17 protein-coding genes and 1 pseudogene are annotated in these 15,709 nt (G+C 70.5%); 8 read left to right on the top strand and 10 right to left on the bottom strand.

Annotated elements, in window-relative coordinates:
* Window positions 1–146 precede the first annotated feature (146 nt).
* Window positions 147–716, bottom strand: coding sequence for a helix-turn-helix domain-containing protein (locus ACPYOM_RS06040; RefSeq protein WP_481345282.1), 570 nt, complete (start codon window positions 714–716; stop codon window positions 147–149).
* Between the two features lie 226 nt (window positions 717–942).
* Here ACPYOM_RS06040 and ACPYOM_RS06035 point away from each other — a divergent pair, with 226 nt between their 5' ends.
* Window positions 943–1,233, top strand: a complete 291-nt coding sequence (locus ACPYOM_RS06035; RefSeq protein ID WP_481345281.1) for a DUF488 domain-containing protein — start codon at window positions 943–945, stop codon at window positions 1,231–1,233.
* Between the two features lie 105 nt (window positions 1,234–1,338).
* Here the strand turns inward: ACPYOM_RS06035 and ACPYOM_RS06030 are convergent, their stop codons facing one another.
* Together ACPYOM_RS06030 and ACPYOM_RS06025 are read right to left on the bottom strand one after the other, a co-directional pair.
* On the bottom strand, window positions 1,339–1,716 hold the full coding sequence (locus tag ACPYOM_RS06030; protein ID WP_481345280.1) for a VOC family protein: 378 nt from the start codon (window positions 1,714–1,716) through the stop codon (window positions 1,339–1,341).
* A gap of 376 nt (window positions 1,717–2,092) precedes the next feature.
* Window positions 2,093–2,812: pseudogene (locus tag ACPYOM_RS06025) on the bottom strand (PucR family transcriptional regulator); the annotation flags it as partial.
* A 662-nt stretch (window positions 2,813–3,474) separates the two neighbouring features.
* Here ACPYOM_RS06025 and ACPYOM_RS06020 point away from each other — a divergent pair.
* Window positions 3,475–3,921 carry a DoxX family membrane protein gene (locus tag ACPYOM_RS06020; RefSeq protein ID WP_481345279.1) on the top strand — a complete coding sequence of 149 codons (447 nt, stop codon included), beginning with the start codon at window positions 3,475–3,477 and terminating at the stop codon, window positions 3,919–3,921.
* Window positions 3,918–4,196 carry a hypothetical protein gene (locus ACPYOM_RS06015; RefSeq protein ID WP_481345278.1) on the top strand — a complete coding sequence of 93 codons (279 nt, stop codon included), beginning with the start codon at window positions 3,918–3,920 and terminating at the stop codon, window positions 4,194–4,196. The genes ACPYOM_RS06020 and ACPYOM_RS06015 overlap by 4 nt, the downstream gene beginning before the upstream one ends.
* Window positions 4,197–4,239: 43 nt before the next feature.
* Here the strand turns inward: ACPYOM_RS06015 and ACPYOM_RS06010 are convergent, their stop codons facing one another.
* The 7 genes from ACPYOM_RS06010 to ACPYOM_RS05980 all read right to left on the bottom strand — a co-directional run bounded on the left by ACPYOM_RS06010 (window position 4,240) and on the right by ACPYOM_RS05980 (window position 9,380).
* Window positions 4,240–4,650 (bottom strand): VOC family protein, encoded by a 411-nt coding sequence (locus ACPYOM_RS06010; protein WP_481345277.1) that lies wholly within the window; start codon window positions 4,648–4,650, stop codon window positions 4,240–4,242.
* 40 nt (window positions 4,651–4,690) lie between these two features.
* A complete protein-coding gene (locus ACPYOM_RS06005; protein ID WP_481345276.1) occupies window positions 4,691–5,059 on the bottom strand; it encodes a helix-turn-helix transcriptional regulator in 369 nt (122 codons plus the stop codon).
* A gap of 127 nt (window positions 5,060–5,186) precedes the next feature.
* On the bottom strand, window positions 5,187–5,927 hold the full coding sequence (locus ACPYOM_RS06000) for a GntR family transcriptional regulator (RefSeq protein WP_481342691.1): 741 nt from the start codon (window positions 5,925–5,927) through the stop codon (window positions 5,187–5,189).
* A gap of 66 nt (window positions 5,928–5,993) precedes the next feature.
* Window positions 5,994–6,407: a universal stress protein gene (locus ACPYOM_RS05995; RefSeq protein ID WP_481345275.1), complete on the bottom strand. Its 414-nt coding sequence runs from the start codon at window positions 6,405–6,407 to the stop codon at window positions 5,994–5,996.
* 13 nt (window positions 6,408–6,420) lie between these two features.
* Entirely contained in the window at window positions 6,421–7,236 is an 816-nt protein-coding gene (locus ACPYOM_RS05990; RefSeq protein ID WP_481345274.1) for an ATP-binding cassette domain-containing protein, read from the bottom strand.
* A 1-nt stretch (window position 7,237) separates the two neighbouring features.
* Window positions 7,238–8,308, bottom strand: coding sequence for an ABC transporter permease (locus ACPYOM_RS05985; protein WP_481342694.1), 1,071 nt, complete (start codon window positions 8,306–8,308; stop codon window positions 7,238–7,240).
* 73 nt (window positions 8,309–8,381) lie between these two features.
* Window positions 8,382–9,380: a substrate-binding domain-containing protein gene (locus ACPYOM_RS05980; RefSeq protein WP_481345273.1), complete on the bottom strand. Its 999-nt coding sequence runs from the start codon at window positions 9,378–9,380 to the stop codon at window positions 8,382–8,384.
* A gap of 491 nt (window positions 9,381–9,871) precedes the next feature.
* Here ACPYOM_RS05980 and ACPYOM_RS05975 point away from each other — a divergent pair, with 491 nt between their 5' ends.
* The 5 genes from ACPYOM_RS05975 to iolD are packed head-to-tail and all read left to right on the top strand — an operon-like array spanning window position 9,872 to window position 15,708.
* Entirely contained in the window at window positions 9,872–10,876 is a 1,005-nt protein-coding gene (locus ACPYOM_RS05975) for a Gfo/Idh/MocA family protein (protein ID WP_481345272.1), read from the top strand.
* A 14-nt stretch (window positions 10,877–10,890) separates the two neighbouring features.
* A complete protein-coding gene (gene iolC / locus ACPYOM_RS05970; protein WP_481345271.1) occupies window positions 10,891–11,952 on the top strand; it encodes a 5-dehydro-2-deoxygluconokinase in 1,062 nt (353 codons plus the stop codon).
* Window positions 11,949–12,863, top strand: coding sequence for a Cgl0159 family (beta/alpha)8-fold protein (locus ACPYOM_RS05965; RefSeq protein ID WP_481341163.1), 915 nt, complete (start codon window positions 11,949–11,951; stop codon window positions 12,861–12,863). Before iolC ends, ACPYOM_RS05965 begins: the two co-directional genes overlap by 4 nt.
* A complete protein-coding gene (gene iolB / locus ACPYOM_RS05960) occupies window positions 12,860–13,765 on the top strand; it encodes a 5-deoxy-glucuronate isomerase (protein WP_481345270.1) in 906 nt (301 codons plus the stop codon). Before ACPYOM_RS05965 ends, iolB begins: the two co-directional genes overlap by 4 nt.
* Window positions 13,762–15,708 (top strand): 3D-(3,5/4)-trihydroxycyclohexane-1,2-dione acylhydrolase (decyclizing), encoded by a 1,947-nt coding sequence (iolD, locus tag ACPYOM_RS05955; RefSeq protein ID WP_481345269.1) that lies wholly within the window; start codon window positions 13,762–13,764, stop codon window positions 15,706–15,708. Before iolB ends, iolD begins: the two co-directional genes overlap by 4 nt.
* Window position 15,709: the final 1 nt, after the last annotated feature.

Genomic DNA, 15,709 nt, shown 5'->3' with positions numbered 1-15,709 from the left:
ACCTTGACGCGATGATGCCGTCCTGCACAGCCTACGAGCATCTCGTCGTGGGGAGATGCCTTCGGCCACATCTACTATCAGAACCGAAACGAATCCTATGGTTAACCTCGACGTGGAGGCTCCACTGCTGTGCAGGCGAACGCCGGTCACCTCGGCGGGGGAACCCGCAGCGAGATCCACACAGCCTTGGCGGGCCGTGCCGAGGTGTTGCGCCAGCGGTGTGGATGCTCCGTCCGCAGATGCAGGGAGTCTCCCCGCCGGAGCCGGTAGGTGGCGTCGACCTCGAACTCCATGGAGCCGCTGACCAGGTACACGAGCTCCTCGCCCGGCTGCACGAGGGGCGCCCTTCCGCTGTCGCGACCCGGAGGGATCGTCACGATCGACGCCGAGAGCGCGAAACGGCCGAGCGGCCCGGCGAGGTTCTGCCTCGTCAGGCCGCCTCGCGAGGGGAGCAGGGTGGCGCGGTCGTTGGCGCGCACGAGCACGACGGGCGACGCTTCGTCACGGTCCTCCTCCACGAAGTAGGCCACCGAGCGACCGAGGGCCTGCGCCAGCCGCATCAGGGTGGTGACGGTCGGGACCATGGCGTTCCGTTCGATCTTGTGGATCGCCGCCGCGGAGACGCCGGAGCGCTCCGCCAGCTGCTGCAGGGAGAGGCCCGCGCCCTGGCGCAGGAGATGAACCTTCGCCCCGATCCCCGCGATGATCTCGTCCAAGGGTCCTGGCTCCTCACGTCGGCTCATGGCCCGCCGGTCTGCCCGAGTAGGATAGAGGATGATCCGTCCATCATCATGGAGGCAGACTGTCGGTCACCACACGGCGGCGACACGGACTCGCCTCCGACTCGCTCCAGGAGGACAGCCGGATGGCGAAGACACCGACCGTCAGGGCGGCGCGAGTCTACGACCCCCCCCCGCTCCGACCGATGGCACTCGCGTCCTCGTGGACCGGGTGTGGCCGCGCGGGATGCGCAGGGAGGATGCGCACATCGAGCACTGGTGCAAAGAGGTCGCCCCCTCGACCGAGCTGCGCACGTGGTACGCACATGACCCGGCGCTGTACGCGGAGTTCGCACGCCGCTATCGCTCCGAGCTCGACGATCCCTTGCGGGCCGCAGCGCTGCGGCAGCTCCGGGTGCTCGCCGAGGCGGGCCCCCTGACTCTCCTCACGGCGACCAAGGCGGTCGAGATCAGTCAGGCCGCTGTCCTCGCTGACGTCCTACGAGGGTCGTGACGGTCCGACCGGACCGCGGGCACGACCGGGCACCGTGCTGCCCGCACGCGTGCCTCTATCACGGGGCGCGGGCGGGTCAGCCCGGTTGACGTCCGACCACGCATCTCAGGTGTTGAACAGGCGAGGGGCGATGATGTGCCGCGGCAGCACCGTGGGAGCCGGGTGGGCAACCACCACGTTGATGCCGTCGGGATCGCGGCCGCACACGAACGTCACTCCCCCGCTGGTGTACCGGTCCGGGCCGGCGCCGTGCTCGCCCAGGACGCGCTCCACGGTGTCGAGTGCCTCAGCACTGTCCGTGGACCACATCAGACACTGCAGGCCGATGTGTCCCGAAGGGTGCTGCGCCCTGGACCCCTTTGCGACGAGGTACATCTGGAAGCCGTCCGGGCTGACCAGCAGAGCGGCCCCCGGATCCCGGACCGCCTCCCGGCAGGCGAACACCTCGCCGTAGAAGGCGACCGACCGGTCCAGCTGCGCCACGAAGATGACCGACGACACCAGTCGCACAAGCGGATCCACTGCTCTCCCACCGGCTCCTCGACCTGGGTTTCCCTGTGCCTCTCCCCAGGTTCGCACTGGGCGGGAGGGCCGGCAGCGTCAGCGGCCGGTCGACTTCGGAGCCGTTCGTTGCCCCCGAGCGGCAACGTCGCGCTCGGCGAACCCCCGACACACGGTGATGGTCGATGGTCCCGGGGCGCGGCCCGCGGCCAGGGCGCGATGCAGCCTCGGTCAGTCGGAGCCCAGCGCAGCACCTGGGCCGGGCAGCTCGTGTTCCGGCCATCCCAACAGCTTCGCGCCGAGCACCGCAGCGTGGAGGATGAACCGGTGCGAGGGCTCCACGGGGTCGTGCGGTCAAGGCCCTGACACGGTCCAGCCGGTAGGTGACGGCTCGAACGGACAGGTGCAGCCGCAGCGCCGTCGCGGTGTTGACCCCGCCGCACTCGAAGTACGCCTCCAGGGTGTCGAGAAGTGGCCGGGCGCCACCGCGTGCCTCGCGCAGCGGGCCCAGGACCGAATGGACGAGGTCGACGATCGCGGGCTGGTCGCGGAACAGGACCCGGTAGATGAGGAGATCCTGTCCTTCCACCACCGGGCTCGTCAGCTGCATGCGGGTTGCGGTGTTGAGTCCCTCCCTCGCCTCCTCGTAGGAGCGCGCGATCCCGTACGCGCCGGGGTGCGCCCGCCCCACGGCTACCCGCCACGTCCCTCCACCACGTTGGCGGCTGAGCTCGCTGTGGATGAGCCCGCCGAGGGTTGCCGGCGGCCTGGCGCGGCTGCTGCTTCCCGTCGATGCTCGCGCCGTGTCGCCGGGAGCGAGGACGACGACGAACCCCTCCTTCGTCGTCACGAGCACGTCCCGATCCCCGACACGGTCCAGGAGGACGCGTTCCAACGAACGGGTCGCGGCCTCGATCGACGCGAACCGCTGCTCGGGTCGCGCCAGGGCGACCTGGTGCGCGCGGGTCAGGTCCAGCCCGAAAGGCTCCGCGCGCTCCACCAGCTCGCCCAGGTGGGCGTCACCGCGAAGCAGGTCCTCGATGAGCTCTCGCCGAAGGGTCTCCTCCCACCGGACCATCTCGCGACCGGCTTCGGCATGTCCCTCGGCGAAGGTGGCAACGGCTTCCTCCATGACCAGCAGCAGAGCCTCGGCCGCCGACCGAACTGCTGCGCTGTCCCGTTCGCGGATCACCGCCGGCAGCTCGAGCCACACCCGCCGCGCCGCGGAGAGATACAGGTCAGCGCCCCTCCGCGTGGAGATCCCCGACTCGGCCGCACGCCGGCCCAGGAGTCGCACCGCCTCCAGGTCGCCGGGAGCGGGGCGTTGTCCGAACGTGGCCGCATCGGCGAGCATCGGCAGGTAGTCACCGAGGAACTCCTCCGGCACGTCGCCGGCGTCGCGGCTGGCACCCTTCGCCACAGCCTTCAGCCACTCGTCGTCGTGCGCCTCGGGAGGCACGCCCTTCCGGGCCGATCGGCCGGCAGCGGAGTCGCCGATGTCTGCCATGCACGTCCGTTCGCTCGACCGATGGTGCCCCACCAGTAGACGCCCGGTTGCCGGGCACCGGCAACCGGCTGCCGGTCGAGCAAGGCCAGCGGCATGTTGCTGGGGACCGGCAGCGACAGGACGCGTTCTTGGCCGGTCATCGACGCTGGCAGGCCGGCCGCTGTGGGGCATCGTGGCAAGCACCCTGACGCGTCCTTCTCCGCCAACCCACTCCGAGTAGAGAGGTGCTGACGATGGCTACCATCCCCCGGCCCGAGGACGTCGTGAACCCCGTGCGGCACGGAGCCGCGTCGTCCCGGCAGGCGTTCCTCCTCTTGCGCACCGTCTTCACGGTGGCCCCGATCATCTTCGGTCTGGACAAGTTCAGCAACGTGCTCACCGACTGGCCGCAGTACCTGGCCCCGTGGATCGACGACCTGGTTCCGGGCACCGCGCAACAGGCGATGTACGCCGTCGGCGTCGTCGAGGTCATCGCCGGCGTCGCCGTGGCAGTGCTGCCGCGTTACGGCGCGCTGCTGGTAGCCGCCTGGCTGGCCGGCATCATCGTCAACCTGGTGTCGATCGGCGACTACTACGACGTCGCGCTGCGCGACGTCGGCCTCCTCGTCGGTGCACTGGCCCTGTCACGTCTCGCGGCAGAGCACTCACCGCGCACCATCCGAAGCATGGTCAGGCGATGACGATGTCGCCTGCACGCATCGCAGAGGGCTCGCACGGAGGGGTCGGTGTCGACCCTTCGGCCCTGAGCAACCTCTCGATCCGAGAGCTCGTGCACCAGCTGGCCGCGACCGAGGACGCCCTGCGCGACGCTCAGCCACGGGTCACCGAGGGCGCGACCAGACCCGCCCCGGACCGACATCCGGTCCTGCTCCGGCAGAGGGCGCTGGTCCGCGAGCTCCGTCTGCGCCGGCTCGCGCTGCGCCGACGTGCCGGATCCGCTGACCGCGGTGTCTAGCGGCCACAACGGCTGATGCACCGGAGCCGGGGCTGCTACCCGGCTAGGTTCCCTGCTGCAGGATGCGGATGGCGTTGCCGAACGGGTCGCGAACGCCCATGTCGACGCCGTAGAAGTGCTCGGTGGGTTCCTGGGTGAAGTCGGTGACGCCGCGCTCGCGGAGAGTGTCGTACATGGCGCGAGCGTCATCGGTGGTGAACACGAGCCCGCCGAGGGCGCCCTTGCTGACCAGCTCGCGCAGGCGCTCGCCCGTCTCTTCGTCATGGAGGGGCGGGCCGGGCTGCTCCAGCGAGATCTCCGTGGCGTGGTCGCCGGGAGCCCGAACGGTCAGCCAGCGGTAGTCGCCCTGTTGGACGTCACTGCCCTTCTCGAGCCCGAGCTTGTTGACGTAGAAGTCGAGCGCCTCCTCCTTGTCGAGGACATAGATGGACGCGACATTCAGCCTGCTGATCATCGTGGTCTCCTGCGCCGTTCCGGATGAGACGACCCCAATCCTAAGGAGCCGCCTCCCGGGCCGGCTTCTCCGGAACTGCTCGACCGTCCTGGCCGCCCAGGGCTGCCGAGGGACGCAGGGCGGCCAGCTGGACGCAGTGCGGCGCCACGATCGGGCCGTGCCCCCTCCGGTAGGCGCTCGGGGTCTCGCCGACGATCTCCGTGAAGGTGCGGCTGAACGTCCCGAGGCTGGCGAAACCGACCGCGAGGCAGACCTCGGTGACCGTACGGTCGGTCTCGCGGAGCAGGAACATCGAGCGCTCGACCCTGCGGCGCTGCAGGTAGCGGTGAGGCGTCTCGCCGAAGACGGAGCGGAAGCAGCGGCTGAAGTGGGCGGGCGAGATGTGCGCCAGCGCAGCGACCGTTCCCACGTCGAGAGGCTCGGCGTAGGCGCGGTCCATCGCGTCCCTGGCGCGAAGCAGGCGCGGTTGAGGTCCTCGGTCTCGCGGCTCACCCACCAACGCTACGCGACAGGGTGCCGTCGGCCGGTCGACGCCGTCAGCGCTCGTCGAGCATGACCTCGATGGAGTAGTCCTGGGCTCGGTAGCAGTGGTCGCCGTACTCCACCGGGGAGCCGACGGCGTCGAAGGCCGTGCGCGACATCGTGAGCACGGGCTGTGAGGGAGTGAGGTTCAGGTGCTTGCGCTCCGGGCCCGTCGGCGGGCGGGCCCCGATGCGCTGGTGGGCGACGACGGGCTTGCCGCCTCGGGCGCGGAGCAGCGCGTAGAGCCCGTCACGCTCGAGGTCCTCGCGGCTGAGGTCGGAGTACGCCGGCGGCAGCCAGTTGCGCAGGATCGCAAGGGGCCTGTCGCCGTCGAGGCGCAGCCGGACGAGATGCAGCAGCGCCGTGTCGGCCGGCAGTCCCATCGCGGCCGCGGCCGCCTCGTCGCACGTCACCTCGTGGGTCAGCACCACGGTGCGGGGGTCCCCCGACCCCTCGCGCCGCAGGTCGTCGTACAGGCTGGTCAGCTCGGCCCGCCGGTGGATCTGGCGCCCGGCGACGGTCGTGCCCAGCCCCCGGCGACGCAGCAGCAGCCCCTGCGAGACCAGCTCCTGGATGGCCCGCCGGACTGTCGGCCGGGACAGGCCGAGGCGGTCCGCCATGGCGAGCTCGTTCTCGAACGGGTCGCCCGGCTGCAGGTCCCCGCATGCGATGGCCGCGCTCAGCTGCTGGGCCAGCTGGTGGTAGAGCGGGACCGGCGTCTCGCGGTCGATGCGGACGTCAACGGGCTTGGTCATGGCCGCAGGGTACCGACGAGCCCGTGCCATGCACGAAGGTGCTCATGTCAGCACACCCGTGTGTCCTCACCTCGGGCTCTTGACCACGAGCACCGGCACGTCGGCGTCGAGGATGAGGTTCTGGGTGACGCTCCCGAGGAACGCCTTGCCCACCGGGGAACGCCGCCGGGCGCCGATGACCAGCAGGTCCGGTCGCAGGTCGTCGACGGCACGGAGGAGGGCCGCGGACACGTCGGCGGTGTCACCTCCGCCGGCGACCAGGAGCACGTCCCAGGGGATGTCGGGCAGTGCCGCGGTGGTCAGCGCCTTCTCCACCGCGTCGGAGATGCCGGCCCGGTTCGCCTCCGCGATGTCGTTGTCGAGCGACTCGACGACGTGCACGACGACGAGTCCCGTGCGACGGTACGAGGCCTGACGGGCTCCTTCCTCGAGGGCGAGCGCGCTCGAGCTGCGGGTGTGGTGGGCGACGGCGACGCTCATGACGCCACCCCGCTCACTTCTGCAGCTCGTGCGAGAGCTCGGTGAGCTCGTCGCCGCCGGCCATCTGGCGGGTCAGCTCGTCGAGGGCCACCTCGGACCGCTTCTTGTCGAGCACGGCCTGGCCGAGCTTGAGGATGACGAAGTGGTTGCCGACGAGGTAGGCGTGGTGCGGGTTGTGCGTGATGAAGACGACCCCGAGCCCGGCGTCACGGGCTGCCGCCGTGTACTTCAGGACGACGCCGGACTGCTTGACGCCGAGGGCCGCGGTGGGCTCGTCGAGGATGAGCACGCGCGCCCCGAAGTAGACCGCCCGGGCGATGGCCACACACTGCCGCTGACCGCCGGAGAGGTTGCCGATGGGCTGGTTGATGTCCTTGACGACGATCCCCATCTTGCGCAGCTCCTGGTCGGCGATCTCCTTCATCTCGCTGATCTTGAGCGGCGCGAGCGGGACGGACGACCCGGTGATCTCGGAGCCGAGGAAGAAGTTGCGCCAGACCTCCATGAGGCTGACGACGGCCAGATCCTGGTAGACGGTCGCGATGCCGTGCGCGAGCGAGTCACGGGGGCTGGTGAACTGGACCTCCTTGCCGTCGACCTTCATCGTTCCCTCGTTGTGCGGGTGCAGCCCCGAGATGATCTTGATGAGCGTCGACTTGCCCGCGCCGTTGTCTCCGAGGACGCAGGTGACCTCTCCCGCGTTGACCGTCAGGTTGATGCCCTTGAGCGCCCGGATGGCACCGTAGGTCTTGCCGATGTCGATCATCTCGACGAGCGGCTCGCCCTCGTACAGCCCAGGATCGGCGTGCTCGTGAAGGGTGTCGGTCATGTCAGCCCACCTTTCGGGCGCTCGAGAGTCGCTTGACGTAGAGGTTGACCATCACCGCGAGCAGGAGCATGACGCCGAGGAAGGCCTTGAACCAGTTCGGGTCCCACCCGGCGTACACGATGCACAGGCTCGTCATGCCGAAGATGAAGGCACCGATGGCCACGCCGATGGCGTTGCCGTAGCCGCCGGTCAGGAGCGTGCCACCCACGACGGCGGCGATGATGTAGAGGAACTCGTTGCCGACGCCGTTGCCGGCCTGGAGGGTGTTGTAGTTGTACAGGTAGTGCATGCCGGCGAACCAGCCGAGGAACGCCACGGTCATGAAGAGGCCGACCTTCACCCGGGTGACGGGCACACCGACCGCACGAGCCGACGCGGCGTTGCCGCCGACGGCGAAGAACCAGTTTCCGATCCTGGTGCGCTGCAGCACGTAGGCCGAGAGTGCCACGAAGAGCAGCCACCAGATGACGGTGATGGACAGCGTCACCGAGCCGATCTGCCACTCGTGGGCGAAGATCCAGTTGAGCGAGTCGTAGCCGGCCATCTGGTTGATGTTGGGGCTGGACACGGACCCGGTGACGAGCTTGGTCACGCCGAGGTTGGCGCCCTGCAGGACGAAGAAGGTACCCAGCGTGATGAGGAAGCTGGGAATCCCGGTGCGCATGACCAGGTAGCCGTTGAGGAACCCGATCCCCAGGCAGAGCACCAGAGACAGGATCGCGCCGACCCACAGGTTGATCCCGAGCTGGTAGCAGAACATCGCGTTGAAGAGCCCAGCAGTGGTGACAAGGACGCCGGCGGAGAGGTCGAACTCGCCGCCGATCATCAGCATGCCGACCGCGACGGCAACGATGCCGATCGTCGAGGACTGGTAGAGGACGGTGAAGAAGGACGCGGGGGTGCGGAAGGCCGGCGCGACGACGAGGAAGAAGATGAAGATGACGACCGCCGCGACGAGGGCCCCGACCTCGGGTCGTGCGAGAAGCCGGTTCGACCAGCCCAGGGTGACCCGGTTGGACGCCTCGGCATGGGCCGGGGGCGAAGGGTCGGTTTTGACGGGGGTGCTACTCATGACAGCTCCAGTGCGGTTCGGCGGGGGCCGGGCTGGCCGGGCGGACCGGAGGGGCCCGGCCCCCTGGAGGCGGTTAGCGAGTGTTCTGCTTGATGAACGGGAGGACCTGGGCGATGTTCGCCTTGTCGACGAAGGACGGCCCGGTCAGCACGGCCTGGCCACCACCGAGGATGTTGCCGTTCTTCTTGAACAGGTAGAGCTGGGTGATGGCCATGTAGCCCTGCAGATAGGGCTGCTGGTCGATGAACCACTGGATCTTGCCGTCGCTGACCGCCTGGGCCGCATCAGGGTTGGTGTCGAACGTCCCGATCTTGACGTTCGCCCCCGCGGTCTGGGCCGCCTTGATCGTGTCGAGGGCCTGCGGTGCGCCGAGGGTGATGACCCAGTTGATCGACTTGTCCTGGGTCAGCTTGGCCTGGATGGCGCTGGTGACGGCGGCGTCGTCGGCGCCGTTGACCTGCAGGTTCTCCGTGTTGGGGAAGGAGTCCTTGACGCCGGCGCAGCGGTCCTCGAGGGCCACCGACCCGGTCTGCTGGATGGTGCACAGGATCTTCGTGGCGCCGTCGTCGGCGGCGCGCTTGCCCGCCTGCTGACCCGCCAGCTTCTCGTTGGAGGCGAAGTGCGTCAGTGCCCCCGCCTTCTGGAAGAAGTCGATGCCGGAGTTGAACGTGTCGACGGGGATGCCGGCCGCCTCGGCCTTCTTGATCGTCGGGATGAGCGCGTCCGGGGTGACCAGGGTCGTGGCGATGCCGTCGACCTTGGAGTCGATGGCGTTCTGGATCAGCACCGCCTGCTTGCTGGCGTCCGGGTCCGAGGAGTACTTCAGCGTGGCACCGGTGTCCTTGGCGGCCTGCTGCGCGCCGGCCTTGATGCGGTCCCAGAACGTGTCACCCGGCGTCTCGTGCGTGATCATGGCGAAGGTGTAACCGCTGTTGCCGCCGCCACCCCCACCGCCACCCGTCGAGGTGGTGCTGGGAGCGCCGCCGCCGCTGCAGGCGCCGAGGGCGATGGCCGCGGCCACGGCCGTGCCGGCTGCGACCGTCAGGCTCTTGCGAGTCCTAGTCGGAGTCATCGTTGAGTCCTTTCGTTGCGTCGCGGTGGCCCGGTCGCCGAATGGCGCGACGTGCTGTGACGGTGGTCCCGTCGATCAGGTGAGCCCAGATGCCGTGTGCCCCTTGGCACATGAGGCGTGCGGGCCGGAAGGGAGCCTGGGTCAGCTCGACCCGGGTGCTGTGCATGTCGTGTGCAGTTGCGAGGTCTGGCTGCGTCGCGTCCGAGTGGACGGTGTGGGGCGAGGTCCTCGCCCGAAGGGTGCGCGGGTCCTGGGTGAACCGCTGATGTGGTGCATCACCGGTGGCCACACTGGTCAGTGCGCCGTGGACGGCCACCTCCGTCGATGCGGGCCGGTCGCGGCGTCAGTGCCAGCGATTGGAGGATGCCTCTGGTTTGGATGCCCTGTCAAGCAATTGAGCAAACATCATAATGTTCTGACATTTGCTTGACAGGGCTGCCGGCGGGCTGGACGATCGTTCCACCACCGACACCACCCGAGGGAGAGAGCGCATGCGCATCGGACTGGCCGGAGTCGGCCGCATCGGGGCGTTCCACGCCGAGACCCTGCGCGACCTCGCGGACGTCGACGAGGTCGTCGTGGCGGACCTCGACGCCGACGCAGCCCGTGCGGTCGCCGACAAGCTCGAGGTCGGCTTCGCGGCGTCGCCGGCAGAGCTGCTCGCCTCCGGCGTCGACGGCTTCGTCATCGCCACCGCCACGCCCGGGCACGCGCCCCTTCTGCGGCTCGGCCTGCAGGCCGGTGTCCCGACGTTCTGCGAGAAGCCCGTCGCCGCGACGCTCGACGAGACGCTCGACCTCGCGCGGCTCGTCCGAGCCACGACCACACCGGTCCACGTCGGGTTCCAGCGTCGCTTCGACCGCGGGTACCAGCGCGCGCAGCAGGCCGTGGCCACCGGGCAGCTCGGGTTCGTGCACAGCATCCGGGCGCAGACGCACGACCAGGCACCGCCGCACGCCACCTACATCCCCACGAGCGGCGGCCTCTTCCGCGACTGCTCCATCCACGACTTCGACATCATCCGGTTCGTCACGGGTCGGGAGGTCGACTCCGTCTACGCCACCGGCGCCAACAAGGGCGCCGACTTCTTCTCGAAGGCCGGCGACGTCGACACCGCCGCGGCCGTGCTCACCCTCGACGACGGCACGCTCGTGTCGCTGTCCGCCACCCGCTACAACGGCGCCGGCCATGACGTCCGCATGGAGGTCCTCGGCAGCGAGGGCACGGTCGGGGTGGGCTACGACGACTCCCTCGCGGTCACGTCCGCCGAGCCGGGCGCCACCTACCCTTCGGGCCCACGCCACTGGTCCTTCATGGAGCGCTTCCTGCCGGCCTACCGTGCCGAGCTGACGGCCTTCGCCGCGGTCGCTCGCGGCACGCTGGCCTCGCCGTGCACGGTCGAGGACGCTCTCCAGGCCTTCCGCGTCGCAGAGGCCTGCGAGCTCTCCCGCCACGAGAACCGCCGTGTCTCGCTCGACGAGATCCCCAGCCTGTGAGGGACCCGGCCACGATGAGCACCCACCCGACCACCGCGACGACCGACGCGACCACCAGCCCGACCACGACGGCCAGCGACACGACATCGGACAGGGCATTCGACGTCGTCGCGACGGGCCGCACCGGCGTCGACATCTACCCGCTCCAGCACGGCGTGGGGCTCGAGAAGGTGCAGACCTTCCAGAAGTTCCTCGGCGGCAGTGCGACCAACGTGGCCGTCGCGGCAGCCCGTCACGGGCACCGCACCGCCCTCATCACGCGCACCGGCCAGGACCCGTTCGGCCGCTACGTACACGAGGCGCTGCGCGAGTTCGGCGTGGACGACGCGTTCGTCTCCGCGGTGAGCGGGCCGCCCACCCCGGTCACCTTCTGCGAGGTCTTCCCCCCGGACGACTTCCCGCTCTGGTTCTACCGCTACCCCATCGCTCCCGACCTGATGATCGAGCCGGAGGAGATGCCGCTCGAGGCGATTCGTGACGCGGGCGTCTACTGGTCGACCGTCACCGGTCTCTCCCAGGAGCCCAGCCGCTCGGCGCACTTCCGTGGCTGGGCGGCCCGCGGCCGCCGCGCCCACACGGTGCTCGACCTCGACTACCGCCCGATGTTCTGGTCCGACGCGGCCGAGGCCGGCGAGCAGGTCGGTCGCGCCCTGGAGCACGTGACCGTCGCCGTCGGCAACCGCGACGAGTGCGAGGTCGCCGTCGGCGAGACGGACCCCCAGCGTGCGGCCGACGCGCTGCTCGAGCGCGGCGTCGAGCTCGCGGTCGTCAAGCAGGGCCCCAAGGGGGTGCTCGCCGCGACGCGCGACGAGCGCGTCGAGGTGCGTCCCCACCCCGTCGAGGTCGTCAACGGCCTGGGAGCCGGGGACGCGTTCGGCGGCGCGCTGTGCCACGGCCTGCTCGAGGGGTGGGACCTGACCCGCGTCCTCGAGTTCGCGAACGTCGCGGGTGCGATCGTCGCGGGAAGGCTCGAGTGCTCGACCGCGATGCCGACCTCTGCCGAGGTCGAGGAACGCCTGGCCACCCCCGACCGGCACGCCTCACCGTTCGCCGGCGTCACCGAGGAGGCACGATGACCACCACGCCCGTCGGCGCCACCGTCCGCGTCCGCGACCTCACCGAGATCCGGGTGCGCGAGCCCGAGCGCATCACAGCCGCCTGGGCGGCCCGCGGGCGCCGACCTCTCGTCCGCGAGGACGGCCGGATGCTGCTCGTCGCCGCCGACCACCCGGCCCGGGGCGCGCTGGGGGTCCGTGGGGCCGGCGCCGCGATGGCCAGCCGCAGCGACCTGCTCGAGCGCCTCGTGACCGCGCTGCAGCGTCCCGGCGTCGACGGCGTGCTCGGCACGCCCGACGTGCTCGACGACCTGCTCCTGCTCGGCGCGCTCGAGGGCAAGGTCGCGATCGGCTCGATGAACCGCGGCGGCCTCCAGGGCGCCAGCTTCGAGCTCGATGACCGCTTCACCGCCTACACCGCTGCCGAGATCGCCGCCCGCGGCCTCGACGGCGGGAAGATGCTGACCCGGATCTGCTTGGACGACCCCAGCACGGTTGCGACCCTGCAGGCGAGCGCGCAGGCGGTCACCGAGCTCGCCGAGCGGCGGGTGATGGCCATGGTCGAGCCGTTCCTGTCCATCCGCCGGGCAGGCCGCGTCGTCAACCAGCTCGACCCCGACTCGACGATCCGGTCGATCCACATCGCCGCCGGCCTCGGCGCCTCGAGCGCCTACACGTGGCTCAAGCTGCCCGTCGTCGACGAGCTCGACCGCGTCATGGACGCCACGACGCTGCCGACGCTGCTGCTCGGCGGCGACCCGCAGGGCGACCCGGACGACACGTACGCGTCGTGGGGCCGGGCGCTGGAGCTGCCCGCCGTGCGTGGCCTCGTCGTCGGCCGCGCCCTGCTCTTCCCACCCGACGGCGACGTGGCCGCCGCCGTCGACATCGCGGCCCACCTCGTGCACGGCGCCGAGGGTGGTGCAGCATGAGCTGGCACCGGCCGCACGGCACCGCGTCGCGCGACGGCTGGGACGTCGTCATAGAGCCCGACACCACCGGCTGGGAGCACACCGGGATGTATGCCGGCCGGCTCGCCGACGGTGAGACGCGCGCTCTCGAGGCCGGGCCCCGCGAGCACGTCGTCGTGCCGCTGTCGGGGTCCGTCGTCGTCGCGGCGGAGGGGCCCGACGGCCGTCACGAGGCAAAGCTCGAGGGTCGCGCCTCGGTGTTCGAGGGCGCGACGGACGTCGCCTACGTCCCCGCTGGGACCGGCCTGGGCGTCACCGCGGTCGGGGATGCCCGTGTGGCCGTCGTCTTCGCCGTGACGCCCTCTGCCGAGGCGCGGTTCGCGTTCCGGCACGTGAGCGCGAGCGACGTGCCCGTCGAGCTCCGTGGCGCAGGCAGCGCCTCCCGCGAGGTGCGCAACTTCGGCGTCCCGGGCGTCCTCGAGGCGGACTCGATCATCGCCTGCGAGGTCGTGACCCCGGCCGGCAACTGGAGCTCCTGGCCGCCGCACAAGCACGACGAGGAGCGGCCGGGTGAGGAGACGCAGCTCGAGGAGATCTACTACTTCGAGGTGGCGCCCGAGGCGGGCTCGCCCGAGGCCGCGGCCACGGATCCCATCGGCTACCAGCGCGTCTACGGCACGGAGCACCGGCCGATCGACGTGCTCGCGGAGGTGCGGGCGGGCGACGTCGTGCTCGTCCCGCACGGCTGGCACGGACCCGCGATCGCCGCTCCCGGCTACGACCTCTACTACCTCAACGTCATGGCGGGCCCCGGCGAGGAGCGCGCGTGGCTCATCTGCGACGACCCGGCACACGGCTGGGTCCGCGACACCTGGGCCGACCAGCCGGTCGACCCTCGACTGCCGCTTGGAGGCACCCGATGACGCGTGACGACCAGCAGACCGTGCGGCTCACCGTGGCACAGGCCGTGGTCCGCTTCCTCGCCAACCAGTGGAGCGAGCGCGACGGCGAGCGGCAGAAGCTCTTCGCCGGCTGCTTCGGCATCTTCGGCCACGGGAACGTCGCGGGCCTGGGACAGGCGCTGCTGCAGAACGAGCTGGCCGACGGTGAGGAGCACCTCCCGTACGTCCTCGCTCGCAACGAGCAGGCGATGGTGCACACGTCGGTCGCCTACGCACGGCAGAAGGACCGCCTGCAGACGTGGGCGTGCACGGCGTCCGTCGGACCGGGCTCGACGAACATGCTGACCGGTGCGGCCCTCGCGACCGTCAACCGGGTCCCCGTCCTCCTCCTGCCCTCCGGCACCTTCGCGACGCGCGTCAGCGCGCCGGTGCTCCAGGAGCTCGAGCAGCCGCATTCCGGTGACGTGACGGTCAACGACGCCTTCCGCCCGCTGTCGAGGTTCTTCGACCGGGTCAGCCGTCCCGAGCAGCTGCCGTCGGCGCTGCTGGGCGCCATGCGGGTCCTCACCGACCCGGTCGAGACCGGTGCCGTCACCATCGCGCTGCCCCAGGACGTCCAGGCCGAGGCCTTCGACTGGCCGGTCGAGCTCTTCGCGGCTCGCGTGTGGCGCATCGCCCGACCGTTGCCCGAGGCCGTCGACATCGCCGACGCCGCCGAGCTCGTCCGCTCGGCCAGGCGGCCCCTCGTCGTCGCAGGTGGCGGCGTGCACTACTCCGGTGCCGAGGACGCGTTGCGCGCCTTCTGCGAGGCCACCGGCATCCCGGTCGGGGAGTCGCAGGCCGGCAAGGGCTCGCTCCCCCACGGCCACCCGCAGCAGATGGGGGCCATCGGCTCGACCGGGACGACGGCGGCGAACGCCCTCGCCGCGGAGGCTGACCTCGTCATCGGGATCGGCACGCGCTGGAGCGACTTCACCACCGCGTCGCGGACGGCCTTCCAGGGCGACGACGTCCGCTTCGTCAACATCAACGTCGCCCGTTTCGACGCGGGCAAGCACTCGGGCCTCGCCGTCGTCTCCGACGCCCGCGAGGCGCTCACGGCGCTGACCGAGGCCCTGCAGGGGTATGCCGTCGACGACGCCTACCGCTCGCGCCAGGCCGCGCTCTGGGCCGAGTGGGACTCGGCTGTCGAGCGCGCCTTCAACCCGTCGAGCGACGTCACGGACACGCTGGCCGAGGGCCTGCTGACCCAGGGGCAGGTGCTCGGGGTCGTCAACGAGCTGACCGACCCGCGCGACGTCGTGCTCTGCGCGGCCGGGTCGATGCCGGGTGACATCCACAAGCTGTGGCGCGTCCGCGACCGCAAGGCCTACCACGTCGAGTACGGCTACTCCTGCATGGGCTACGAGGTGCCGGCATCGATCGGCATCCGGCTCGCCGACGAGTCCCGGGACGTCTTCGCGATGGTCGGTGACGGCGGCTACCTGATGATGCCGACGGAGCTCGTCACGGCGGTGCAGGAGCGGGTGAAGGTCGTCGTCGTGCTCGTGCAGAACCACGGATTCCACTCGATCGGGTCGCTGTCGGAGTCCCTCGGCTCGCAGCGCTTCGGCACGGCCTACCGCTTCCGGGGCGAGTCCTCGGGTCGCCTCGACGGCGACGTGCTGCCCGTCGACCTCGCAGCCAACGCCCGGTCGCTCGGCGCGCACGTCATCGAGGTGCACTCGGTCGACGAGCTTCGCCAGGCCGTCAAGGAGGCCAAGGCGTGGCCCGCCCACGGCGGCCCCGTCGTCATCCACGTCGAGACCGACCCGAGGGTCTACGCCCCCGACAGCGCGTCGTGGTGGGACGTGCCGGTCTCCCAGGTCAGCGACCTCGAGACGACGCAGACGGCATACGGCGAGTACCTCGACCACAAGGCCACCCAGCGCCCACTGCTCTCCCCGCCTCGCGCGGACCGCTGAC

This window comes from Monashia sp. HAY1-2A (assembly GCF_056755315.1).
This window is presented reverse-complemented; position numbering and strand designations above follow the sequence as displayed.

Excerpts from the sequence above, each read along its gene's own strand:
- ACPYOM_RS06020 (WP_481345279.1), top strand. The coding sequence starts at position 3,475 with ATGGCTACCATCCCCCGGCCCGAGGACGTCGTGAACCCCGTGCGGCAC.
- ACPYOM_RS06015 (WP_481345278.1), top strand. The coding sequence starts at position 3,918 with ATGACGATGTCGCCTGCACGCATCGCAGAGGGCTCGCACGGAGGGGTC.
- ACPYOM_RS06010 (WP_481345277.1), bottom strand. The coding sequence starts at position 4,650 with ATGATCAGCAGGCTGAATGTCGCGTCCATCTATGTCCTCGACAAGGAG.
- ACPYOM_RS06000 (WP_481342691.1), bottom strand. The coding sequence starts at position 5,927 with ATGACCAAGCCCGTTGACGTCCGCATCGACCGCGAGACGCCGGTCCCG.
- ACPYOM_RS05995 (WP_481345275.1), bottom strand. The coding sequence starts at position 6,407 with ATGAGCGTCGCCGTCGCCCACCACACCCGCAGCTCGAGCGCGCTCGCC.
- ACPYOM_RS05990 (WP_481345274.1), bottom strand. The coding sequence starts at position 7,236 with ATGACCGACACCCTTCACGAGCACGCCGATCCTGGGCTGTACGAGGGC.
- ACPYOM_RS05985 (WP_481342694.1), bottom strand. The coding sequence starts at position 8,308 with ATGAGTAGCACCCCCGTCAAAACCGACCCTTCGCCCCCGGCCCATGCC.
- ACPYOM_RS05980 (WP_481345273.1), bottom strand. The coding sequence starts at position 9,380 with ATGACTCCGACTAGGACTCGCAAGAGCCTGACGGTCGCAGCCGGCACG.
- ACPYOM_RS05975 (WP_481345272.1), top strand. The coding sequence starts at position 9,872 with ATGCGCATCGGACTGGCCGGAGTCGGCCGCATCGGGGCGTTCCACGCC.
- iolC (WP_481345271.1), top strand. The coding sequence starts at position 10,891 with ATGAGCACCCACCCGACCACCGCGACGACCGACGCGACCACCAGCCCG.
- ACPYOM_RS05965 (WP_481341163.1), top strand. The coding sequence starts at position 11,949 with ATGACCACCACGCCCGTCGGCGCCACCGTCCGCGTCCGCGACCTCACC.
- iolB (WP_481345270.1), top strand. The coding sequence starts at position 12,860 with ATGAGCTGGCACCGGCCGCACGGCACCGCGTCGCGCGACGGCTGGGAC.
- iolD (WP_481345269.1), top strand. The coding sequence starts at position 13,762 with ATGACGCGTGACGACCAGCAGACCGTGCGGCTCACCGTGGCACAGGCC.